This is a genomic window from Mycobacterium sp. (assembly GCF_032162605.1).
In the GTDB taxonomy this organism is placed as follows: domain Bacteria; phylum Actinomycetota; class Actinomycetes; order Mycobacteriales; family Mycobacteriaceae; genus Mycobacterium.
Window position 1 is genome coordinate 1 of record NZ_JAVROT010000424.1, and the last position, 22,586, is coordinate 22,586.

At 67.7% G+C, this 22,586-nt stretch carries 20 protein-coding genes and 1 pseudogene; 5 read left to right on the forward strand and 16 right to left on the reverse strand.

Features of this window, described 5'->3' with window-relative positions:
• The 11 genes from QOI01_RS23775 to QOI01_RS23825 all read right to left on the reverse strand — a co-directional run.
• A partial coding sequence (locus QOI01_RS23775) for a histidine kinase dimerization/phospho-acceptor domain-containing protein (protein WP_526385357.1) occupies positions 1–878 on the reverse strand: 878 nt, incomplete at its 3' end.
• Positions 879–1,278: 400 nt separating this feature from the next.
• Positions 1,279–1,908: an FHA domain-containing protein gene (locus tag QOI01_RS23780; RefSeq protein ID WP_526385321.1), complete on the reverse strand. Its 630-nt coding sequence runs from the start codon at positions 1,906–1,908 to the stop codon at positions 1,279–1,281.
• Positions 1,908–3,197: a vWA domain-containing protein gene (locus QOI01_RS23785; RefSeq protein WP_526385323.1), complete on the reverse strand. Its 1,290-nt coding sequence runs from the start codon at positions 3,195–3,197 to the stop codon at positions 1,908–1,910. Before QOI01_RS23785 ends, QOI01_RS23780 begins: the two co-directional genes overlap by 1 nt.
• Positions 3,194–4,225: a PP2C family protein-serine/threonine phosphatase gene (locus QOI01_RS23790; protein ID WP_526385325.1), complete on the reverse strand. Its 1,032-nt coding sequence runs from the start codon at positions 4,223–4,225 to the stop codon at positions 3,194–3,196. The genes QOI01_RS23785 and QOI01_RS23790 overlap by 4 nt, the downstream gene beginning before the upstream one ends.
• Entirely contained in the window at positions 4,222–6,465 is a 2,244-nt protein-coding gene (locus QOI01_RS23795; RefSeq protein ID WP_526385327.1) for a tetratricopeptide repeat protein, read from the reverse strand. Before QOI01_RS23795 ends, QOI01_RS23790 begins: the two co-directional genes overlap by 4 nt.
• Positions 6,462–7,607, reverse strand: a complete 1,146-nt coding sequence (locus tag QOI01_RS23800) for a hypothetical protein (RefSeq protein WP_526385329.1) — start codon at positions 7,605–7,607, stop codon at positions 6,462–6,464. Before QOI01_RS23800 ends, QOI01_RS23795 begins: the two co-directional genes overlap by 4 nt.
• Before the next feature lie 3 nt (positions 7,608–7,610).
• Positions 7,611–8,573 (reverse strand): glutamate ABC transporter substrate-binding protein, encoded by a 963-nt coding sequence (locus QOI01_RS23805; protein ID WP_526385331.1) that lies wholly within the window; start codon positions 8,571–8,573, stop codon positions 7,611–7,613.
• On the reverse strand, positions 8,570–9,832 hold the full coding sequence (locus tag QOI01_RS23810; protein ID WP_526385333.1) for a GlnX family signal transduction membrane protein: 1,263 nt from the start codon (positions 9,830–9,832) through the stop codon (positions 8,570–8,572). The genes QOI01_RS23805 and QOI01_RS23810 overlap by 4 nt, the downstream gene beginning before the upstream one ends.
• A gap of 145 nt (positions 9,833–9,977) precedes the next feature.
• Entirely contained in the window at positions 9,978–11,138 is a 1,161-nt protein-coding gene (gene nagA / locus QOI01_RS23815) for an N-acetylglucosamine-6-phosphate deacetylase (protein ID WP_526385359.1), read from the reverse strand.
• Positions 11,139–11,146: 8 nt separating this feature from the next.
• Positions 11,147–11,932, reverse strand: a complete 786-nt coding sequence (gene nagB / locus QOI01_RS23820; protein WP_526385335.1) for a glucosamine-6-phosphate deaminase — start codon at positions 11,930–11,932, stop codon at positions 11,147–11,149.
• A complete protein-coding gene (locus QOI01_RS23825) occupies positions 11,932–12,402 on the reverse strand; it encodes a PTS sugar transporter subunit IIA (RefSeq protein ID WP_526385337.1) in 471 nt (156 codons plus the stop codon). The genes nagB and QOI01_RS23825 overlap by 1 nt, the downstream gene beginning before the upstream one ends.
• A 137-nt stretch (positions 12,403–12,539) precedes the next feature.
• On the opposite strand from QOI01_RS23825, the gene QOI01_RS23830 reads away from it, so the two are divergent.
• Positions 12,540–14,111: a PTS transporter subunit EIIC gene (locus QOI01_RS23830; protein ID WP_526385339.1), complete on the forward strand. Its 1,572-nt coding sequence runs from the start codon at positions 12,540–12,542 to the stop codon at positions 14,109–14,111.
• 75 nt (positions 14,112–14,186) lie between these two features.
• Here the strand turns inward: QOI01_RS23830 and QOI01_RS23835 are convergent, their stop codons facing one another.
• The 3 genes from QOI01_RS23835 to QOI01_RS23845 all read right to left on the reverse strand — a co-directional run bounded on the left by QOI01_RS23835 (position 14,187) and on the right by QOI01_RS23845 (position 16,956).
• The gene (locus QOI01_RS23835; RefSeq protein ID WP_526385341.1) at positions 14,187–15,410 is read right to left on the reverse strand and encodes an MFS transporter; all 1,224 of its coding nucleotides are present in this window, start codon (positions 15,408–15,410) and stop codon (positions 14,187–14,189) included.
• 103 nt (positions 15,411–15,513) lie between these two features.
• The gene (locus QOI01_RS23840) at positions 15,514–16,383 is read right to left on the reverse strand and encodes a LysR substrate-binding domain-containing protein (protein ID WP_526385343.1); all 870 of its coding nucleotides are present in this window, start codon (positions 16,381–16,383) and stop codon (positions 15,514–15,516) included.
• 33 nt (positions 16,384–16,416) lie between these two features.
• On the reverse strand, positions 16,417–16,956 hold the full coding sequence (locus QOI01_RS23845; RefSeq protein WP_526385345.1) for an LOG family protein: 540 nt from the start codon (positions 16,954–16,956) through the stop codon (positions 16,417–16,419).
• Positions 16,957–17,412: 456 nt separating this feature from the next.
• Between QOI01_RS23845 and QOI01_RS23850 the strand changes: the two are divergent.
• The 3 genes and pseudogenes from QOI01_RS23850 (at position 17,413) to QOI01_RS23860 (ending at position 18,872) form a co-directional block, all read left to right on the forward strand.
• Positions 17,413–18,203, forward strand: a pseudogene (locus QOI01_RS23850) (SDR family oxidoreductase).
• Between the two features lie 175 nt (positions 18,204–18,378).
• Positions 18,379–18,600: an aldehyde dehydrogenase family protein gene (locus tag QOI01_RS23855; protein ID WP_526385347.1), complete on the forward strand. Its 222-nt coding sequence runs from the start codon at positions 18,379–18,381 to the stop codon at positions 18,598–18,600.
• The gene (locus QOI01_RS23860; RefSeq protein ID WP_526385349.1) at positions 18,594–18,872 is read left to right on the forward strand and encodes an aldehyde dehydrogenase family protein; all 279 of its coding nucleotides are present in this window, start codon (positions 18,594–18,596) and stop codon (positions 18,870–18,872) included. Before QOI01_RS23855 ends, QOI01_RS23860 begins: the two co-directional genes overlap by 7 nt.
• A gap of 4 nt (positions 18,873–18,876) precedes the next feature.
• Here the strand turns inward: QOI01_RS23860 and QOI01_RS23865 are convergent, their stop codons facing one another.
• Entirely contained in the window at positions 18,877–19,821 is a 945-nt protein-coding gene (locus tag QOI01_RS23865; protein WP_526385351.1) for an extracellular catalytic domain type 1 short-chain-length polyhydroxyalkanoate depolymerase, read from the reverse strand.
• 262 nt (positions 19,822–20,083) lie between these two features.
• Between QOI01_RS23865 and QOI01_RS23870 the strand changes: the two genes are divergently transcribed.
• A complete protein-coding gene (locus QOI01_RS23870; RefSeq protein ID WP_526385353.1) occupies positions 20,084–21,238 on the forward strand; it encodes an NAD(P)/FAD-dependent oxidoreductase in 1,155 nt (384 codons plus the stop codon).
• 263 nt (positions 21,239–21,501) lie between these two features.
• Here QOI01_RS23870 and QOI01_RS23875 read toward each other — a convergent pair.
• Positions 21,502–22,586: excinuclease ABC subunit UvrA (locus QOI01_RS23875; RefSeq protein ID WP_526385355.1), on the reverse strand; the 1,085-nt coding region annotated here is incomplete at its 5' end.

The following is a 22,586-nucleotide window of genomic DNA, read 5'->3' on the forward strand; positions in this document are numbered from 1 at the left end:
AAGTCGTCGACGGTGGTCAGTTCGCCCTGCGCCAGGCGTTCCAGCGCCGTCAGCGTCGCCTCGATCCTGCCCTGGGTACGTACGACGTCACCGATCACCTCGTCACGCTGCTCGGGGGCCAGATCCAGGGTGGACAACACCTCGAGGTTGGTGCGCATGGCGGTCAGGGGCGTGCGCAGCTCGTGGGAGGCGACGGCGGCGAAGTCGCGCGCCGACTCCAGTGCCGCCTTCGTTCGCTGCTGTTCGGTGCCGATGCGGGCCAGCATCCCCTCGACCGCCTCGGCGATCTCCACGGCCTCCCGTACTCCACGCACCTGGACCTCGTCGGGCATGGATTGTGCGTTGATGGCTCGGGCCTGCTGGGCCAGCAGCCGGAACGGGTCGATCATGAGCAGCGAAATCACCCAGCCGACCAGGACGGTTCCCGCGATCACGCCGCTGCAGATCATCAGCACGCGCAGGTGCAGTTCGTCGATCCGGTGCTGCGTCTCGGCCAGCGGCGCGCCCAGCGCGATGGAGCCCTGCCCCGTGGTGAACGTGCGCACCCGGTACTGGACGCCGTCGATCGTGGTCGTGTCATAGCCGTTGGCGAGCTCTGGCAGGACGACGTCGTTCGGCACCGAGACGGTGATCCCGCCGATGCGCGCGGTCCTGACCACGTTTCCGTCCGGCATGGGTTGGTTGGCGCTTACACCGGGCGAGCTGTTCAGCAGGTTGCTCACGTCGCCGAGGCTGCTCACCGAATCGAGCCTGCGGTCCAGCTGGCTGTACTGATCGTCCGTGACGCCGACCCACACCCACGTGCCGAGGACGATGACGAGCGTGATCACGGCCAGCGCGGCCACGACCACGATGGCGCGCAGCGACAGCACCCGGATCAGGGGGCGCAGTAAGCGGTAGACCCCGTCGTTTAGTTCCACTATCGAAGCCGCAGAAAGAACCCCGTGCCGGCCACGGTCTCGGTAAACACGTGCACCACGTTACTGACCGTGCCCCGGTGCGCTGCCGCGGCGACCGATTCAGCTCCCGATCGCACTGGGTTTCATCGAGGGCGCGTCGTCGAGGCGCCGTTTTGGTGGCTACTGGCCGTGTATTGCCGAGGATGGGGTGTCGACGCCGAGCAGCCAGACGAAGTGTTGGTAGGCGCTACCCGATCTCGTGCATCCTGACTCCGAGGCCAGGCTGGCAGCGATGGTTGAATCTACGCAGATCGAGAACATTTTCACCGTCGCCGATCACTTCGGCGCGGGCGCATAGCCGAATCACCAGGTGCGTAGATCAACCACCCTTCGAGATCGTGATGGTGGTCCACGCGCCGACGTGGATGCGATCGCCGTCCGCCAGCGGAACTTCCTCGCCGTTGGCCAGCAGTTGTTCGCTGCCGTTGAGGCTGGTTCCGTTGGTCGAACCGAGGTCTGTGACGGTGAGTGCGGAGTCGCGAACCTTCAACACCGCGTGCTGCGTGGAGACGCCGCGGTCGGCGGGTTGAAGACCGAGGTCGATCTCGGGGTCGACGCCCTGGTCGCGGTTGTGCCTTCCGATCAGCGTCGTGTCGCGCCGCAGGGTGATTCGACGTTCCGGGAAGTACTGCGGAAAATCGACGGTGTCTGGGCCGCCGCGGGCGAGCACGCGTTCATGGAACTCGCGGTCGGCAGCGACGACCGCGGTCCACACCACGGGTGCGGCCGCGTCCGCCGACTGCGGGGGTGTCGCCGGTGGGGGCAGCGCGGAGTCGTGTCCGCACGTTTCGCAGAAGCGACCCGACACGGGCGCCCCGCATGAGGGGCACGCCTTCGTCGCGGCCCCGGCAGGAGAGCTGGATTGTGCTGCAGGCGTTGATATCTGAACACCGCACACGTCGCAGTAGTCGGCGGTAGCCGAGGTGTGCCCTTCTGAACAGATCGGCATCAGGTCTCCTTCCGTACCCGCGCGGTCTTCGTCGATCGGGCGTCCAGGGCCATCTCGTCGGCGGCCGCGACCTCGCGCTTGAGACGTGCCGTTCCCGTCCGCTCGTCGACCTCGATGACACCCCTGAGCAACTTGGCCGTTCCGTCGTTACCCGATTTGACGGCGAGTTCCATCGCTCGCTGCAATTTCGCGGTCGCAGTCGCGATGTCCCCGTCCTTGCGTGCGCCCAACCCCTCCTGGACCGCCTGCGCCAGCTCGACTTGACCGGTGTAATGCGCCACCCGGCGACTGATCTTCGCCGACAACGCCGTGTCGGCGGTCCACACCGTCTTCACCAGACCCTCACCGACGACCTCGTCGCCCGCGACGACACTGATCCTCGCCGCGAGTTTCTCCCGTCCCGCGGCGGCGGGCTCGACCTCGACCTGAACGTGGTAGTCGCGATCCTCCGCTCCCCAGGAGCCCAGCGGATACTCCCCGATCTGAGATGCCGTCTCGACCCGACGGTGAGTGAGGTCCTCGACGGTCGGTGCGACCTGTTTGACGAACTCCACCCTGGCGCCGGCGGGCGTCCACAGACGCAGCGTCAGATCCGGAATCGTCTTGCCCATCGAGGCCCGCATCATGGCGGCGAAGTCCTCGGCGAGATCTTCGGGATCGGCGACGATGTCCACGGTCCCCAGCAGTGCCGACGAAATCGACCGCAGCTCATCGACGCGCCAGTCCGTTCCCACACCCCGGCAGTCGCACGTGAATTGGCCTACGCTCGAGGCGATCTCGCTCTGCAGCTGCTCGGGCGTCTCGTGTTCGTCCTTGCCGTCGGTGAGCAGGATCGCATGGGTGAGCGCGCCGGGGAACTGCCCGACGATGTGCCGCGTGTAGGCGAGCCAGGTACCCATCGCCGTACCGCCGTTGGGCCGTAGACCGTCGACCGCCCTGGCGGCGGCCGCCTTCGTCGCCGCGCTCGCCACGGTCGGCACGCCCTCGGTGGGATAGATGGGACCGGCGTGCGCGGAGCCCGCGACGATGATGAAGTACGTGCCATCGGTGAGCTCGTCGATGGCTGTCGTGGTGGCGCGTTTGGCGGCGTCGAACTTGCCTGCAGGCTTCAGCATCGACGTCGAACAGTCGATGATGATGGCTTCGACGCGCACCGCGGGCGCGGCAGCGGCGGCGACATCACTGCCTGCGGTGATGCTGACGATCGCGTCGACCGTCCCGAACCCCTCGGCGAGATAGGGATTGTGGTCGACGTCAACCGAGATGCCCTGCTGTTCAGGTGAACTCATGAAGCCCCTCCGATCGGGATCAATACGACGGTGATGTTGTCCTGGCCGCCTGCCTCCATGGCGTGCTCGGTGAGCGCGCGCGCCGCCGACACCGCGTCGGTGTCCCTGCAGAAACGTGCGATGTCCCCCGCGTCGGGAAGGTAGTTCCACAGCCCGTCCGAACAGAGCAGCAGTGAACCCGGACCGACCGCCGTGATCGTGCGCACGCTCGACTCGGACCACGGTATTGGTTCGGCGTCGGCGCCGAGCCAACGGGTGATCGTGTGTGCGCCGCGCAACACGACCTCCGACTCGGCGGACGCACCTGCCGTCATCAATTCCTGCGCGACGGAATCGTCCACCGTCAGTTGTTGCGGGAGTCCTGGCGGTTCGGGCAGCCAGTATGCTCTGCTGTCGCCGACGTTTCCGACCGTGATCTCAACCGTCCCTGCGGCATTCGTCACGACCGTCGCCGCGGTGTAGGTGCATGACGGCGCGTTAGCCGGATCGACGCCGTTGCCCGCATCCACCGCCGCCTTCGCGGCCTCGGCCAGCCCGGCCAGCACGGCCGAGCGCGGCTCCTTGGCGGCGGCGAGCGCGGCGAGCATCGCGTCCACGCCGCCCTTCGAGGCGGCGACCGCCGCCACTTGGGGCTCGCCCGAGGTGGACACCCCGTCGCACACCGCCACCGCGATTGCAGGCTGCTCATCGGAAATGCCGCGGCTCACCGTCCCCGCTGCGGCGGCATCCTCGTTCCTGGCGTGGTGCAGACCGCGGTCGGTGATCAATGCGATCACGTCGAGCCGAGCCTCGTCACGGTCTGGCTCGGCGCGTCGGTGACCGCAAGCGCTGCAGTACCCGTCGGCGAAGGTCGCGTTACCGCAGTCCGAGCACGGGCCCTCCTGCGACAGCCCGCCCCGTGGTACCGCCACCCGGTGGATCTCCGGCAGGGGCACCTCGAACAGCGGTCCGCCGCAGCTCTCGCAGAACCGATCCGCCACCCCGATGGGCGCTGCGCACTGCGGACACGCGGTCTGCGCGGCCGTCATACCCGTGTCCTCGGCCGAACCGCATTGGCCCTCTCCACCAGGGCAATGCGTTCCCACATTCCGGCCGTCTCGTGCGCCAACTCCCGGTAGCAGCGTTCCATGCCTGCACGGAGGCCCGACTCGTTGAAGTCGGCGCCCAGCAAGCGCGGTGACTTGTTGGTGTTACCCGCCCCCAGCCAGCCCAGTGCCGCGCCGAACACCCGCAGCCGAATCGTCGCCCGCTTCGCGTTGGACTCCAGCGTCAGCGCAGCGGCCCTCCTGTCGGCATCGATCAGTGTCGGCTCGTCCAGGTTCTCGGCCGTTCGCCCTTCGAGCAGGATCTCGATCGCGGTGGCGCCCGCATCGGTGAAGTGCGCCGACGCGGCGGGGATCTGGTCCAGTGCGGCGATCGCACCGGCCCGGTCCCCCGCTCGTTCGCGCTGCCTCGCCAGCCCGAACGCGGCACTGACGTAGCTGCGGTCCGTTCGCCACACCATTTCGTAGTAGCGCATCGCGTCGTCGCGCGCGTCACGCAGTTCGGCGGCGGCCGCCAGCGCCAGCTTGGGCGCCAGTTCTCCGGGTAGCGTAGCCAGTACGGTGTCGAAACATCCTGCAGCCTGATCGAATTCACCTTCGAGCAGGGCACACTGACCGCTGTACCAGAGCAGTCGCCAGTCTCCGGCGATCACCGCGTTCAGCTCGGAAAGGCGCGTGCGGGCCTCCTTTGCGGCACCGATCTCGAGTGACGCGCGGACCAGCCGCAGCGGGACCTCGACCGAGGAGCTCTTGCCCTGGTTCGTGCCGCCCCTGGCGAGGTGCAGGGCGTGCTCGAGCTGGGCGGGCGGCGTCCCGCTGGTGGTCGCGAGCACCGCGGCGCCAGGGTCGTTCGGGTCGACGACGGGGACCGGCAGTGCCGCGATCACCCGGCCCGGTCTCACGGGCACGTCCCGGCCCGCGCCGTAGACCTCGCGCTGTGGGCTGAAGTAGTTCGACATCCGTGGCTGTGCGACGTCGGCATCGGCCGCGGCGATCTCGTGCAGCACGCCGGTCAGCTGATCGGCGAGTTCCTCGACCGACGAGAAGCGCCGGGCGGGGTCGGGGTCGGTGGCACGCAGGATCGCGCGGTACAGCGACTCGTATTTCGCGAGCACCGGCACGGTGTCGGGGCCGGGCAGCTGATCGACGAAACGTCCGCGCTCCTGTGGTACGTCCATGACGAGCACGGCGAGCGTTCGCCCCATCGTGTACACGTCGCTGGCGACGGTCGGCCCGGTCTGGGCGATCTCGGGCGCCTGGTAGCCGGCGGTGCCGAAGATCGCGCTCTCCTCGTCGTCCATGGCGATGACCGCGCCGAGGTCGATCAGCTTGAGCTGCTCGTCGGTCTGCATCACGTTGTCCGGCTTGAAGTCGCAGTAGGCGAGACCCTGCGTATGGAGATAGGCGACCGCTGGTGCGATCTCCACGAGGTACGCGACGGCCTGGTCGGCAGGCAGCGGCCCGTTGCGGGCCTTGCGAATCTGTTTCAGCGACGTGCCGCCTACGTACTCCATGACGATGTAGCCGACCGGTACGCCCGCAGAGTCGGAGGCATCCACGTGCTCGACGAAGTTGTAGATCCGGACGATGTTCGGGTGCTCGACCTCCGAGAGCGTCAGGACCTCGGCGGCGGCGGCCGCCATGGCGTCGGCATCGGTGGAGTTCAGCAGGCCCTTGAGAACGACCCAGCGGTTGTGTACGTTCCGGTCGACCGCGAGGTAGATCCAGCCGAGGCCGCCGTGCGCGATCGCCCCCTGTACCTCGTACTGCCCGCCAACGACATCGCCGCGAGAGAGCTTGGGAATGAACGAGAACCGCGTTCCACACTGGGTGCAGAAGCCCTCCGTGCGTCCCGGGTTTCCGTCGGCGCCACGTCCGACGGGCTTACCGCAGTCGGTGTTGCCGCAGAATCTGCTGCCCTCCGGCACCTTCGGGTCGCCCAGGATCGCAGCCGCCGGATCCCCACGCGGGACCCGCGGCATCACGACGACCCCTGCGCCGAGACGGCCACGTGAGCTCGACGAGCGCGACGACCCGGTACGTGCCGTCCCCGTCGAGCGAGCTGTCGGACGGCTCGCCGCGGTGGGACGCGACCCCGCGGCGGCGGTGGCGGTCGACGGCGCGGCGCCCGCCGGCTCCGCGCCCGGCGGCTCAGGCGCGGTGCCGCAGACGTCGCAGTAGCCGTCGACGACGGTCCCACCGCATCCCGGTTCGGCGCAGTTCATCTCGCGCTCCTCTGCCTCTCGACGAGCAACTGCTGATAGTCCGCGACGGCCCGGGTCACGGCACGGAGGTCGCACGGTCTGCGATGCAACAATCCGGAGGCGATCCGGCTGCACGCCAAGAGATCCCGATCCTCACCGAGGTCCAGCCTGGCCGCCTTCGCCTGATACGCCGTGAGCCGGCCCTTGAGCTCGGTGCGACGGTCGAGCAGCCCCTGCGCAAGCTCCTCGTCTTCCCGCACAACGGCCAGCGCCGCGGCGATGCGGCGCCGTAGCGAGCGCAGCGCTGCCGGATCCGTCGTGGTGATGGACGTGAACTGTGTCCGTAGACCTGGCTCGGCGTCTTCGTGCACCGGCAACGGACCGGACACCACGTCCCGCTCGGCGCGTGCGCGCACTTCCGCCGCGCCATCCACCGCGTTGCGCAACTCGTCGAGTTGGGCGACCGTCGCCGCGAGAACGCCCTTCCAGTCCGCCTGCAGCGCCGCGAGTTCGGCGAGTTCGCCCGATCGCCGCTCGACGTCATTCGCGATCACCCGGATGCGCTTCTCGACGTCCTCCGGCGTCAGCGACAGCGGGTCGGTCGCCGAGACCGCCAACAGCTCGGCGACTTCCTTGGGGAAGGCTGCACCTGCGTCGTCGAGGCGCTGCTGCAACGGCCCGAGACGATCCACGATCAGCGAGTTGATTCGGTCGACGGCATCGAGGAACTCGGCCACGGCCGGGTAGGCGGCGCGCATGTCATCCACCATGTCGCCGAGGCCGACGTAGCCGACCGTTTCACCGGGACCGGTAATCATTCGCTGCGCCAGTGGGATTCGTTCGCGCGACACCTCGAGCGGGCGCTCGCGTAGCCATCTGGTCAATTCCGCGCGGTCGTCGTCGTCGAGCTTCGAGCGACGCGCGCGCACCGCCTTGGCCGAGTCGAGGATCGACGTCATCCGCCCGACGTCCTCCCAGAGCTCGGCGAGCGCCTTCTCGATCTCCGCCCACCGCTGTGCCGTCACGCCGGTCGGCGGATAGCGGCGGACGTGTTGCAGGCCCGGGTGGGTGTCGAGCTCGACGAGTGTCACAGATGCTGCGGTGACTTCCTTGGTGCGCGAGTCGATTTCGCGATCTATCTCGTCGGTGGTCAGCACGGTCACGGTTCAGTCCTGGTAGCGCGCAGTCGGTGGGCCCGGCGAGGGCCCGAGGATGAGCAGCCGGTCCTGGTAGAGGCGCTCCCACGTACCGTCGTCGCGCATCTCGTCGAGGACACCGTTGACGAACCGCACCAGGTCGCCGTTCTCTTTCTTGATCCCGATGCCGTAGGGCTCGGCAGCGATGCTGGGTCCGACCAACTCCACGTTGGGGTCCTGCTCGGCGAGCCCGGCCAGCACGGCGTCGTCGGTACTGATGGCGTCGACCTGTCCCTGTTGCAACATGACGAGGCAGTCGGTCCAGTTGCTCACCCCGAACAGTGTCGGCCTCGGATCGAGCGCGAACAGCGCCGACAGAGAGGTCGTGCCACGCACTGCGCATACTCGCTTACCCGAAAGGTCGGCGGCAGAACGGATTCCCGAACCCTTGGTGGCGAGGATGCGCTGCTGTGCGTAGTAGTACGGCGTGGAGAAGGCGATGTTGTGCTTGCGGTCACAGGTGATCGAGTAGGTGCGGACCACCATGTCCACCTGACCTGACTGCAACGCCGGTTCACGCTGACTGGCATCGACGACCCTCAGATCGATCCGGTTCGGGTCGCCGAAGATGCCACGCGCGACCTCGCGGGCGACGTCGATGTCGAAGCCCTCCAACTGGCCCGTGGCCGGGTTCCGGAAGCCGAAGAGGAAGGTGTTCTGGTCGACGCCGACGACGAGATGGCCGCGCTCGGCGATCGCCGCCATCGTCGAGCCGGGTGGCATGGCACCCGGACTGGGCTGCACGCCGGGCCGCAGGCTCGCCTCCCTGTCGCAGGCCGCGTTTCCCGCCGCGGGCGCGGTGGTGACCTCCTCCGCTCCTGCGGGCATCGCGTTGACCGGTGAGACGGTGACCGCCTGCGGCGACGTCGGCGTTCCACACCCCGCGCCCGCCAGCGCAAGGGCGAACAGCGCCACCACGAGTCGCGTTCTCACAGGAACTCCTTGAGCCGCGGCCACAGACCGACGACGGCCGCCGCCGCGGCGATCACCATCAGAACGAGCGTCCCCGTCGGACTCCACGCCAGCCGCGCTCCCGCTCGTGACACGTCGTCGCGCAACGTTGCGCGGGTCTGTTCGATCGCCTCACTCAAGCTGGCTTCGACGACGGCGAACTGTGCGGCCGAAGCGTCCGGAACGTCACCGATCGCCTGCGCGACGGCGGCCGGATAGTCACCGCCCTGGTAGGCCTCCACCTGCGTGCGATGGCTGGCCCTCCACTTGAGGACACCGTCGGCCGCGGCTGCGGGTCCCTCGCCCAGCAGCGTGGACAATTCGCCGATGTGATCGTTGAACGACTTCTCGCCCGCCGTGATGTCGCCGCGCGCGATCAACTGCAGGGTCTCGTCGGTCCTGGCCTTCTGGGCGAGGACGCGCGCCTTGGCGAGCTGCTCGAACCGCGCGGTCCCCTCGGTGCGGCTCTGCTCGATGCTGCTCGCCGCGAAACGGTTGGCGACGACGATCCACGCGATCACCAGCAGCACGACCGCCGCCGCGCTCACCAGTCCCCTGTTGAACTGCCGGTTCGTCCGTCCGACCAGGATCAGCGAGCCGCCGCCGATCACCACCAGCACGATGACGAGCAGCACCAGGCCGAACGTCGGCAGCGAGCCGACTGCACTCTGGTCCCCCTCGACGGCGGCGAGGCCTCCGGCGTAGATCCGCTCGGCACCGGGCAGCATCGAGGTCTGCAACAAGGCCGAGGCTTCACGCAGATAGGCGGATCCGACCGGGAACCCCTGCCGGTTGTTGGCCCGCGCCGACTCGACCTGCCCCGTGTAGGCGGCCAGCTCGGCCGATATCCGAGCCAACGCGGTCCGGGTTCCGGCGTCGGTGGCACCCGCGGTCGCATCCGTCAGCGCCGATGCGGCGTCGGCCAACGCCTGCTGATACCGCGCCCGCATCGGGGCCGTCTCGAGCCCGCCGGAAAGGAACTCGGTGGCCCCGGCGGCGTCGGCGGCCGACAGTGCGGCGTACAACTTCTGCGCTGAATAGGCGAACGGCTCGGACCGGTCGAGCACCGAGTTGCGCTCGGAGATCCGGGCATCCACCTGGCCCGCGACCACGACACCTGCGATCACGCAGAACACCGCGACGACGACGGCGACCATGCCGACCACACCGGGTGTCGTGCGCGCGAAACGCCCCAACCACCCCACGGAAGCGCGCGCGTCCACGGTGCGCGCTGCGTTCATGGTCCTCACCCCCGAACGTGATCGTAACCGCCGAGGATGCTCCTTTGAATCTTGATACGAGAACGTCGAGTCCAGCATGCGAAGGGTGACTGAAAATGGTTGGCCCGGGCGGGCGTTTCCGGCAGGATCCTTGGACGACCTTGCCTCAGTCTCGGCGCGGCTGAGCCGCGGGTTCGACGACCCAAGATCCCCGACGCAGCACGCCGGCCACGGCGAGCCCACCGTCCAGCACCACGAGGTCCGCAGCGGCACCTGCAACGAGGACCGGACTCGGCATACCCAGTGCCCGAGCGGGATTGAGCGACGCCTGCCGCACGGCCAAGAGCAGCGCGGCGTCGAGGGAAAGCCTGCTGTGCCCGACGGCGAAGCGGAACACGCGGTCCATGGTCGCGGTGCTGCCCGCGATCGTGTCCGTCCCAGCCACCGTCGCCACTCCGTCCACGACGTCGACTGCCAGCGGGCCCAGGTGGTACACCCCGTCGGCCATCCCAGTGGCCGCCATCGCGTCGGTCACCAGTGACACCCGGTCTCCTCCCGCGCTGCGCGTGACGTGTCGGTAGATGGCGGGGTCGACGTGCACGCCATCGGTGATCAACTCGACGGTCACCAGCGGGTCTTCGAGGAGGGCGACGATCGGTCCGGGTTCGCGCCGGTCGATCGGGCGCATCGCGTTGAACAGGTGGGTGCCGACCGTTGCGCCCGCCGCGATCGCCGCCCTGGTCCGCTCGTAGGTGGCCTCCGTGTGTCCCACGGCCGCCACCACGCCTGCGTCGACGATCTGCGCGATTGCGGCGAGGGCGCCGTCGCGTTCGGGCGCGATGGTGATCATTCGGATTGCGCCGCCACCCGCGTCGAGGACGCGGTCGATCTCTTTCGCGTCCGGGTCACGCATCAGGGACGGCTGGTGGGCGCCACATCGCTTGGTGGAGAGCCAGGGACCCTCCAGGTGGATTCCGTCGATCACGCCTGCGCGCACGTCGTCGGCCAATCCCCCTACCTGCCGAAGCAATTCGGCCGGAGCGGCGGTGACCAACGATGCGATGAGGGTCGTGCTGCCGTGCCTGCGGTGCAGCTCCGTGGCGATGGCGGTGTCGGCGGCCGACGCGGTGGAGAAGTTCGCCCCGCCTCCGCCGTGCAGGTGTGTGTCGACGAACCCGGGCACCACCGTCATCGAGCCGAACTCTCGATCCGCCTGCCGCGGCGCCGCACCCGTGCCGACTGCGACGACCGATTCTCCCGAGACGTCGATCCAGCCGGGCCGCAACAGTTCTCGCCCCGTGAGGAGGGTCTCCGCGGTGATCAACACGTCGTCACTCAGATTCCCTGCCATCCAGGCTTGGAGCGGTAGGTCTCGCGGTAGTAGTCGATGAGCTGAAGTCTGCGGGCCGCCGAATCGTCGAGCAGCACCGTCACGTGCGGGTGGTGCTGCAGGATGGTGGCCGGCCACATGGCGCTGACCGGGCCCTCGACCAGGTGGTGCACGGCTTCTGCCTTGCTGCGACCGGTCGCCACCAGAATCAGGTGCCTGGCCTCCATGATGGTCCCAAGGCCCTGGGTGAGACAGTGGGTCGGGACCGATTCGACGTCGTCATCGAAGAAGCGGGCGTTGTCCACTCGTGTCTGCTGGGTCAGGGTCTTGATGCGGGTCCGGGAGGCCAGCGAGGATCCTGGCTCGTTGAACGCGATGTGCCCGTCGGTGCCGATCCCCAGGATCTGGAGGTCGACGCCGCCTGCCTCGTGAATCGCGACCTCGTAGGCCGCACACGACCCCGTGATGTCGGTGGCGCCACCGTCGGGACCCTGCACGGCGCCGGAAGCGAAGTCGACACGCGAGACGAACACGGTCTCGATGACGGTCCGGTACCGCTCGGGATGGTCGGCGGGCAGACCGACGTACTCATCGAGGGTGAAGCCGCGGGCCTGCCGGAACGAGATGAGCCCGGCATCGCAGCGCGCCGCCAGTTCGTCGTAGATCACCAGCGGCGACGATCCGGTGGCCAGGCCGAGCACCGCCGCCGGTTTACGATCGAGCAGCGCGCCGATGGCGTCGGCCGCGACGCCGCCGATCTCCTTGGCGTCCTTGCAGACGACGACTTCCATTACTTGTTCGCGGTGAAGAGGCCGGCACCGGAGTCTACGTCCCCACCTTCCAGGACCGCTTCGGACGGGACAACGTTGCCTGCCTCCCGCTCGTCCATGACCACAACGGGCACAATGGGATTGAGCCCCTTTGCCACGATCGCCGGAACGTCGTAGGTAATGACGACCTGGCCCGCGGTCACGTCGTCGCCCTGGCTCGCGTGGGCGGTGAAGCCCTCTCCCTTGAGTGCCACGGTGTCCAGACCCAGGTGGACCAGAACGCCCACGTTGTCCGGGGTCATGACGATGTAGGCGTGCGGAAGCAGTTTCAAGAGCTTGCCGCTGACCGGAGCGACCGCCTCGACCACCCCGCGGGGAGGGTCGATGGCCGCACCGTAGCCCACCATGCCTTGGGAGAACACGGGGTCGGGGATGTCCTGAAGCGGTACCGCGCGTCCTGCAACCGGGGCGAGGACCTTCGTCGTGCTCACTGTCGTGACTCCTTCGTTGGTGCATCCAACAATACGAGCGTGGCGGCAAGACGGTCTCGTGTTCACGGGTTCTCGTCTAAGCTTCCGCTCAGATTCGGCAGCCGGCGACCTTTGCGGCAGAGGGAGGACCCCCGAAAATGAGCAATACCACGAAATCTCAAGGAGCGCAGCGGAAGTCGGGCTTGCGAATTCCCGGCTTCGCTCAGCTTCAGCGGCTGGGCAAGAGCCTCATGCTGCCCATCGCCGTGCTGCCCGCGGCGGGAATTCTGTTGCGCCTCGGCCAGGACGACCTGCTGGGCCGAATCAAGGCCCCGGTCATCGGGCCGTTCTTCCAGGCGATGAGCGCGGCCGGTGACGCGATCTTCAGCAACCTGCCCCTACTGTTCGCCGTCGGCGTCGCCATCGGATTCGCAAAGAAGGCGGACGGCTCGACCGCGCTGGCCGCGGTCGTCGGCTACCTGGTGGTGCAGGCCGTCTTCAAGACCATGTCGCCGATCGTTCTCGCGGGCGAGGTCGACAAGGCAGGCGACCAGGCGCAGATCAACTACAGCGTGTTCGCTGGAATCGTGGTGGGGCTGCTCACCGCGTGGCTGTTCGACAGGTACCACACCATCCAATTGCCCTCGTATCTCGGCTTCTTCGGAGGCAGGCGCTTCGTCCCGATCGTGGTGTCGCTGGCCTGCCTGTTCCTGGCCTTCGCGATGAGTTACTGCTACCCGCTGTTCGACGCCGGACTGACGGGCCTCGGCAAGTTCATCGGCGGCTCGGGGGCGATCGGCGCCTTCATCTACGGGTTCGCCAATCGCATGCTGATCCCGCTCGGTCTGCACCACATCGTGAACTCGTACGTCTGGTTCATCTACGGTGACTATCAGACCCCGGCCGGCACGGTCGCCACCGGCGAACTCACGCGATTCGCCGCAGGCGACCCGAGCGCGGGACTGCTCACGTCGGGCTTCTACCCGATTCTGATGTTCGGGCTGCCCGCTGCGGCTCTGGCGATGATCCACGTGGCGAACAAGAAGCAGCGCAAGGTCGCGGTGGGCATCCTGACGGCCGCGGCGCTGACCGCGTTCCTGACGGGCGTCACCGAGCCGCTCGAGTTCGCGTTCATGTTCGTGGCGTTCCCTCTGTACGTCATCCACGCGTTGCTGACGGGGCTGTCCCTGGCGATCGCCTACCTGCTGGACATCCACCTCGGGTTCTCGTTCTCCGCCGGGCTGATCGATCTTCTGCTCTACGGCACGGCGCCTGCGGCGAAGAACATCCCGCTGCTCATCGGCATGGGCGTCGTGTTCTTCGTCGTCTATTACGTACTGTTCCGGTTCGCGATCACGAAGTGGAACATGCGGACTCCCGGCCGGGAGCCGGAGAGCGAGTTCGAGGCGGGGGAAGAGGCGAACCTCGGCCAGGGCGCCGACGCTCCCACCGCAGTGACCGCAGGCGGGTCCGGCGCGGCACCCACCGCAGTCGCGACCGACAGCAAGGCCGAGCAGTTGATCGCCGCGTTCGGCGGCCGGGAGAACCTGGTGAACGTCGACGCCTGCATCACACGCCTGCGCATGGAGGTCGCCGACACCGGCAAGGTGGATCAAGCACGACTGAAGGGCCTCGGGGCCGCCGGTGTCATCGAGGTCGGCAACAACGTTCAAGCGGTCTTCGGCACGCAGGCCGAGGCCCTGAAGAGCGACATCGTCGACATCCTCTAGGACCACCTCGCCGAAAGTACGGTTGTTTACGGCCCTACCCGATGCGTACAACAACCGTACTTTCGGCGTGCCGAGTTACGAGTCGCGGGGCAGGAACAATGCCGCTGCGGTCGCCGCGATGATGGCCAGCACCAGGATCGTCGTCGCGACCGCAGCCCAGCCGTACCCGTCGAATGCCACGCCCCCGAACCAACCGATGACGCTTGAGCCGCCGTAGTAGAACAGGTTGTACAGCGACGACGCCTGCGCTCTGCCCGCAGGCGCCGCCTGACCCGTCCAGCCGGATGCGATGGAGTGGGCGCCGAAGAAACCCGCGGTGGCGATCACCAGACCGACGAGAATGGCGATCACGTTGTCGCTCAACGTGATGGCGACACCGGTGACCATGATCGCGATGGACACCAGCAGTACTCGCTTGCGCCCGAAGCGGGTGGATTCCGCGCCGGCCCGCGACGAGGCCCAGGTTCCGGCCAGGTAGGCGAGGAACACCAGGCTGACGGCGAACGGCGGGAGGAAGAACGGTGCGGCGGTCAGCCGGAATCCCAGGAAGTTGTACATCGCCACGAATCCGCCCATCAAGAGAAAGCCCTGGGCGAACAGGGTGAGCTGACGGGGCGATCGCAGGTTTGCGGCCAAGCGGTGGGCCAGGCTGCCCTCGGGATTGGCGCCGGACCGGTTCGATGGGAGGAAGCCACGTGGTGCCGGGGCAAGCTTGACGAAGACCAGCGCCGCGATTCCACACACCAGGGCGACGGTGAACATTCCGATTCGCCATCCGACGACCTCGGCGACGGAGCTCGACACCAACCGGCCCAGGAGACCGCCGATGGTGGTTCCTGCGACGAAGGTGCCCGCCGCGCGGGCGGCGTGCGCGGCGTCGATCTCCTCCGTCAGGTAGGCGACGGCGATCGCAGGCACGCCGCCGACGAACAGACCCTCGAGAAACCGACCCGTCAACAGCAATTCAAAGGTGGGCGCAAACGGAACGAGAAGGCCGACCGTGGTCGCGACGCCGACCGAGAGCGTCATCGCCTTCACCCTGCCGATGCGGTCGGCCAGCGTCGACCACGGGATCACGCCCACGGCAAGGCCGACGGTCGAGGCCGAGATCGTCAGGGCCGCGGCGGCGGCACCGATGTGCAGGTCTGCCGATATCAGCGGCAGTACCGCCTGCGGTGAATACAGCTGGGCGAAGGTCGCCACTCCGGCGCAGAACAGCGCGGCGAGCAGCCGTCCGTAGGCTGCCGATCCACGGGTATGACCGACCCACCCGCGTGAGGCCGCTTGTTCTATCGACACCGAATGAAGTTAAGAGCCGCATTGTGATGTGTCCAATGCATGACATCAATCAATCGCATGCGCGAAAGACATCAGTGCAGGTTCGTCGTGTCCATGTTCGGCACTATGACTGCTTGAGAAAGTGCGCAAAGCGATCTGCCGGTGGGGACAGGGGGTGATCTCGGTCCCACACCAGCCCCACTTCGCGCTTGGCGCCCACGTTGGAGAGCGGGACGTGGACGGCGCTGGATTCGGCTCCCTCGCGAGGGACGGGCACGACTGCGACACCGAATCCAGCAGCCACCAAGCCTTCCATCGTGGGGATTTCAGTGGCTTCGAACACGATTTCGGGGTCGAGGCCCTCCAGCGCGCACAGGTCTTCGGTGAGCTGGCGCAAACCGGACTGCCGTCCGAGCGCGACGAACGGCTCCCCCGCCGCGGCGGAGAGCCGGACCCGGCTTCGGTCAGCCAGTCGGTGCCCCCGGGGAACGGCCAGGCACAGGCGTTCGACATACAGTTGATGCCAGGCGAAGCCGGGCCCCTCGGGGTGCGGTGCGGTGATCGCCAGGTCGGCTTGGCCGTTGCGCACCCGGTGCGTGATCTCATGCGCCGGACCTTGAAACAGCTCGAAGCCGATTCCGGGCACGTCTTGGCGGAAGCGTCGAAGTTGTTCCGGCACATACCAACTCGCCAACGAGTGCAGGAAAGCGAGCCTTACCCGACCGCTGTCGGGATTTCGCAGCGCATCGATGCGTTCGGTGGCGGATCGCATTTCGGCGAGGCTGCGTCGGGCGTGCTCGAGCATGATCTGCCCATAGGGGTTGAGCTGTAGCCGCCGATTGATCCGGTCGAACAACTGCGTCCCGGCCTGGTCTTCGAAACGGGCCAGGGCACGCGACAACGTCGGCTGGCTGATGCCCAATTCGGCCGCGGCATCCGTGACGTGTTCGGTCTCGGCGAGCACGACGAACCACTGCAGTTCCTCAAGGTGCACCGCCCGACGATAGCGAAACCGCGGGTCGCCGCGTCACCGTCGACCGAGGGACTCCTCGAGATGGGCGAGCGCACTCGCCCCGTCGTCGGCGAAGTGGATCAACTCGACCAACGGGATCGGCAGGAACCCGTCCTCGTCCATCCGGCGCAGTTGCAGCGCCAATCCGTCGTAGAAGCCTGCGGTGTTCAGCAGCACGACCGGCTTTTCGTGCAGTCCGTGCTTGTGCAGTTCCAGGATCTCGGTCGCCTCGTCGAGTGTGCCAAGCCCGCCGACCATCACCACCACCGCGTCGCATCTGGCGAGCAGCATGGCCTTCCGCTCGGCGAGGTCCATGGTGATCACCATCTCGTCGGCGTCCCGCCTCGCCCGGTCTCTGAGGAACTCCACGGAGATTCCGACCAGGCGCCCTCCGGTTTGCCGCACTCCGTCGGCGACGATCTTCATCAGCCCGGTGTCCGATCCACCCCACACCAGGGTGTGGCCGCCCCTGCCGACGAGTTCACCGAACTCGCGTGCGGGCGTCGTGTAGCGGTCGGCGAGGTCGGCGGCGGAGAGGAAGACGCAGATCTTCATGTGCGGCGGTCACTTTTCAGCGCGTTCCGGAATCGGGCAGGGCTAGTCTTCGACGATCGTCAGTATGCCCGTCGGCGCGTCCAGTGCTTGGAGGGTCCGAGCTGCTTGCAGGCCGTTGTCAGCTTCCGCGCGGCACCGAGTGCTCAGTCGCGGCGGCGGCCGGGTACGCGGCCCCTTCTGACAGCGCATGGGTCGGCGCCCTCGAGGCGCTGTGCGCGGTGATCCCGTCGTCCGGCACCGCGGCTGAGTTCAGTTGGACATACTCAGGAATGGGGTTTCCCGGTGGACAAGTCGGTTCACGTGCTACGCCCCGCCAGATCGATGGGCGCCGGGAGGGAGTACCGCCGCGCCGACTGGTCGCTTGAGCGCGGGCGAAATAACCAGCTTAGGCAATCCTTTGTCGACGCTCTAAGGTGACGAGAACATGATTACCGTTCTTGCCGAAGGTGGTTTGCAGTGACTTCTCAACATGCCGACGCCGCCGGGCTGCGGTTGCTCGTCGTCGGGGCGTCCTCGGGCATCGGCCACGCGGTCGCCGCCAGCGCCGCCGAGCGCGGCGCCAAGGTTGCCGTCGCCGCGCGACGGATGGAGGTGCTGATTCAGCTCGCCGACACCATCGGCGGTTCGGCGTTCGAACTCGACGTGGAGGATTCGGCGGCCATCACCGGGGTCGTGGATGCTGCGGCCGAGGCGCTGGGTGGTCTGGACGCCGTGGTCTTCACCAGCACGGTCATACCGTTCGCTCACATCGAGGACACCGACGTAACGACCTGGATTCACGCGTTCAGCGTCAACGCGTTGGGCGGGAACAACGTCTTGCGGGCCGCGCTGCCGCACCTGTCCGAGAACGGCGTGGTGCTGGTCGCCTCGAGCTTCGACGTCGGCCGTCCGCGCGCCGGAGTCGCCGCCTAAGTGCCAGCAAGGCCGCTCTCGACGAGATCTTGAACTCGTGGCGCAGCGAACACCCGCACTTGTCCGTCGTGCGCGTCGGCATGGGTCCGACGCAGGACACCGAGATTCTTCGCGGCGCCGACCGCGACCTGCTACCCCAGCTGTTCAAGTCATGGTCGGACCACGGTCAGCTTCCCGCGCGGATGTCAGCCCTCCAGGACGTCGCCAATACGCTGGTGTCGCTGGTCACCCTGGCGTACGCGAATCCGACCGTCGTTCCGGAGGTCGTCCAACTGGCTCCGCGCATCAAGAAGTCCAACCGCGAGCAATACAACCCCACACCGAACGACGTCTGAGTCGGTCCTCAGAGAGCCTCCAGCCAGCCATCAGGTGACTGGCCTGCGATGGCTCCGGCGGCGATTCCCGTCAGGATGAAGGCCGGACGGTAGCCGGTAGCGACGCGAATGCCTGCGGACGGAAGAACAGATCACCGAGTTCACCGATTGCGGCGAAGAAGCCGTCAACGAGGGGGTGGCGCGCGCGAAGGCGTCGTACGAGGCGGGGGTGTGGGCCGGGCAGCCGGGTCGTGAACGGGCCGAGATCATATGGCGCATCACGGATCTGATCGACGAGCACGCCGAGGAGCTTGCGCAGATCGACTCGGCGAACACCGGTATGCCGTTGATGCAGGCACAGCTGGTGGTGCCCACCTGTGCGGAGTTCTTCCGGTACTACTCTTCGGACCCGTGGTGACGATCCTGCCGTTCGACGATGACGACGAGGCCGTCGCGATGGCCAACGACACGACCTATGGGGTGGCCGCGACGGCGTGGACCAACAACCCTCGGCCGCGCGCACCGGCTCGGGAAGCGACTGCAGGCCGGGACCGTACGATCAACTGCCAGTTGGTCTTCGACCACGCCGTGCCGTTCGGCGGGTACAAGCAGTCCGGCTGGGGTCACCAATTCGGCCAGGAGGGCATCGAGGCCTACCTGAAGACGAAGTCGGTCTGGGCGCAGCTCTGACGCTTCACCTGCCGTGTGCGGCGAAGAACTGAGCGCTGCCGAGCGAGGCGTTGAAGACGTCGGTGGTCGCCCCGACCGAACCCGTTGGGAGGGCAAAGCTCCCGGACGGCCAGGTGTGTCCGCCCCCGTCGACGCGCAGTAGGACGACGTCGGCGCCGTCAGCGCATCCGACCGCCGTGACGCGATGCACCGCGGTGCCGTCGCCGGTGGACGGCAGGACGTCTTCGACGGGTGCGCCTGCGCAGCGGTCCAGATCGCGCCACCGCGATGCCATCGCCGGTGCCGCGACGATGTCGCTGGCTCCTCCGAGACCCAGCATGGTGCCACCGTCGTACGGCACGACCGGGTCAGCGGTCCCGTGCGATTCCAGGACCGACACGGCCCGCGACGGGTTGCACGGGACCCCGGTGCCGAGCGTGCCTGCGACCGGTGCGATGGCCGCGATGACGTCGGCGCGGTCGCATGCCAGCCGGTTGGCCATGAAGGCGCCCGCGGAGATGCCCGTTGCGAAGACCCGGCCCGGGTTGATGCCGTACACGCGAAGGAGCCGATCGACGAGTGCCACCAGGAAGCCGACGTCGTCCACACCCTCGTTGTCGGCCGGAGAAGCTCCGCGGCCGTCGGCCCAGCTTTGGTCAATGCCGTCGGGATACACCACGACGAAACCGAGCGCATCGGCGACGGGGTCGTAGTTCGTGATCGCCGCCTGCGCTGCACCCGACGCACCGGAGCCGTGCAGGTTGATCACCAGCCCCGCCGGATGATCGTTGCCTGCCGGAGCATGAACCAGATAGGTACGCGGCAGACCCCCGAATGCCAACTCGCCTAGGGCATTCCCCCCGGGAATGGCCGATGAAGGACCGGCGCCGATGGCGCCGCACCACGCGAGGACGCTGCCGAGCACGGCAGCCAGGGCGGCCCTTCGCTTGGTCGTGTTCACGGCGAGCACTCGGTCACGGACGTTCGGTTGCCGACACGCTGCGAAAGTATTCGCAGGAGAGTTGGACGACGGGTGACTTGCGGCTGGCCGTCCGGCCGGCCAGCCGTCGTACGGATGGCAAGGATCCGCGCCGGGTGCGTAATTGGCATCCGGGCCACGCCGATCATCGCGTCACCATATACCTTCTCACCTGCCTGAACACGGCCCCGCCAAGAACCGCGGCAATGAACTACCGCGTGTAAAGGGGCACCGCCCGGGGTAATCCCGCCCCATGGATACAGCCGGATTGATCGTCGTCGGGAGCGGCCCAGCGGGCGTCGCTGCCGCCGAGGCCTTTCGCGAGCATGACCCGGCCAGCCCGGTGCTCATCCTCACCGACGACCGACACCCGCCGTACGCGCGACCGCCGCTGAGTAAGGAATACCTCCGCGGAGACACCGACGACGTCGCGCTCCACCCGTCCCAGTGGTTCGACGAGCGTCGGATCGAACTGATCCTCACCCACCGGGTCGAGAACATCGACGTCGCCTCGCGGCACGTCACGGCGGGCGGGTTCCATTACCCCTACCGGTCGATGGTCCTTGCCTCCGGTAGCAGCCCGTCGCCGCTGTCGGTGGACGGCGGCGAGTCCGCGTTGCAACTTCGGTCGCTCTCGGACGCCGAGCGACTGCGTTACACCGCGAAGAATGCACATTCCGCCGTGGTCATCGGCGCCGGGTTCATCGGCTGCGAAGCCGCGGCCTCGCTGGCGATGCAGGGCCTCGCGGTGACGCTGGTGGCACCCGATCACGTTCCTCAGGCCAAACGGTTGGGAGTCGATGCGGGAGAACGCATCAAGCGGATGTTGGAGGACGCCGGCGTGCATTACGTCGGCGGGGTGTCGGTCGAGAGCATCGCCGACGGCGCCGTACACCTCGACAACGGTGGCACGGCCACGGGGGATTTGATCCTCGCCGCAACGGGGGTCGGGCCACGAAGTGAACTCGCCCGGGCGGCCCGCCTGGCGATCAGCGACTCACGAATAGTCGTCCGGTCCGACATGCGGACGTCGAGCCAGCACGTCTATGCGGCGGGTGACGTGGCGTTCGCCTACAACGCCGACGCCGGGCGTCCGATCGCGGTGGAGCATTGGCAGGACGCGACGGACCAGGGATGTGTCGCCGGGACGAACGCCGCCGGCGGCGACGCGAAATGGACTGGAGTTCCCGGCTTCTGGACGACGATCGGTGAGACCACGCTGAAGTATCACGCGTGGGGCGACGGCTATGACCGCAGCCGCCTGATCGAGCGCGACGGCGGCTTCACCGTCTGGTACGAGGCCGACGGGGCTGCTGTCGGCGTCCTGACGTGCAACGCCGACGACGACTACGACTTGGCCGAGGACCTGATCACTGCCGGAAAGGCGCCACCGGTGGCGTTGACGTGACGGAAGAGGTGTGGCCGAGAGGCACTTTTGGGGGCTCGAAAAGCGGGTAATAGCAATGCATCGAGCCGTAACACGCAGGCAAGGGAGCACCTGATGATCGATCGAGGCAGTTGGCCGCTCAAGGAGCGGCACGACGAGGATGATGCGCGCACCACGCCGCCCGGATCAGTCCCGTCTGCCGGTGACCCGTCCCTGGAGCTCTTCGGTCATGGCTGGACGCCGGACCGGGAACCGTCGACTCCGGCGGACGGGTACACGGGCCGTCACCGCGCCCCGGATGGAAACGACTGACCCAACCGCGCAGCGAGATAGGGCGCCGTGCGGCTGTCGACGGCGCTCGCAACGTCTTCCGGACTGCCGGCCGCGACCACCCGGCCACCGGCATCACCCGCCCCGGGGCCCAGGTCGATCACCCAGTCCGCACCCGCCACGACACCCATGTCGTGCTCGGCGACCACGACGGTGTTGCCCGCGTCGACCAGACGGTGCAACTGACGCTCCAGCAGTTCGACGTCAGCCGGGTGCAGGCCGGTCGTCGGCTCGTCGAGCACGTAGAGGGTGTGCCCACGACGGGCTCGCTGCAACTCCGACGCCAGCTTGATGCGCTGCGCCTCTCCGCCGGACAACTCGGTTGCAGGCTGCCCGAGTCGCAGATAACCCAGCCCGACATCCCGCAGGGCCGCAAGGCTTCTCGCCGCGCCAGGGATGTCGGAGAGGAACTCTGCCGCCTCGTCGACGGTCATCGCCAGGACGTCGGCGATAGTGCGATCGCGATAATGGACCTCGAGCGTCTCCTCCGAGTAGCGGGCACCATGGCAGGTGGGGCAGGGCGCGTAAGTACCAGGGAGGAAGAGCAATTCGACGGCGACGAAGCCCTCGCCCTGGCAGGTCGGACAGCGACCTTCGGCGACGTTGAAGGAGAACCGGCCTGCCGTCCATCCTCTCCGACGGGCTTCGCCTGTCGCCGCGAACGCCGTGCGAACCGCGTCGAACATGCCGGTGTACGTCGCAAGATTGGACCGCGGTGTCCGTCCGATCGGCCGCTGGTCCACGGTCACCAGCCGGTCGACGACCTCGATGCCGTCGGCCGTCACGCCGACGCCTGCATCGAGATCGGCGTCGACGATGGAGGTGTCCGGCTCGCCCGCCTCCGGCTCGTCCGGTTCGGCGCTGCCGGGGCCCAGGTGACGTTTGACGACGTCGCCGACGACCTTGCACACCAACGTGGACTTTCCCGACCCGGAGACCCCCGTGACGGCGGTGAACACCCCGAGCGGAATCTCGACGTCGAGGTTGCGGAGGTTGTGAAAGCAGATGCCTCGCAACCGCAGAGCCCCCGATGCCAGCC

What these genes read in the sequence shown, in the direction of transcription:
- QOI01_RS23780 (WP_526385321.1), bottom strand. Translation starts at nt 1,908, where the DNA reads ATGCCGATCTGTTCAGAAGGGCACACCTCGGCTACCGCCGACTACTGC.
- QOI01_RS23810 (WP_526385333.1), bottom strand. Translation starts at nt 9,832, where the DNA reads ATGAACGCAGCGCGCACCGTGGACGCGCGCGCTTCCGTGGGGTGGTTG.
- nagB (WP_526385335.1), bottom strand. Translation starts at nt 11,932, where the DNA reads ATGGAAGTCGTCGTCTGCAAGGACGCCAAGGAGATCGGCGGCGTCGCG.
- QOI01_RS23790 (WP_526385325.1), bottom strand. Translation starts at nt 4,225, where the DNA reads ATGACGGCCGCGCAGACCGCGTGTCCGCAGTGCGCAGCGCCCATCGGG.
- QOI01_RS23845 (WP_526385345.1), bottom strand. Translation starts at nt 16,956, where the DNA reads ATGAAGATCTGCGTCTTCCTCTCCGCCGCCGACCTCGCCGACCGCTAC.
- QOI01_RS23870 (WP_526385353.1), top strand. Translation starts at nt 20,084, where the DNA reads ATGGATACAGCCGGATTGATCGTCGTCGGGAGCGGCCCAGCGGGCGTC.
- QOI01_RS23785 (WP_526385323.1), bottom strand. Translation starts at nt 3,197, where the DNA reads ATGAGTTCACCTGAACAGCAGGGCATCTCGGTTGACGTCGACCACAAT.
- QOI01_RS23830 (WP_526385339.1), top strand. Translation starts at nt 12,540, where the DNA reads ATGAGCAATACCACGAAATCTCAAGGAGCGCAGCGGAAGTCGGGCTTG.
- QOI01_RS23795 (WP_526385327.1), bottom strand. Translation starts at nt 6,465, where the DNA reads ATGAACTGCGCCGAACCGGGATGCGGTGGGACCGTCGTCGACGGCTAC.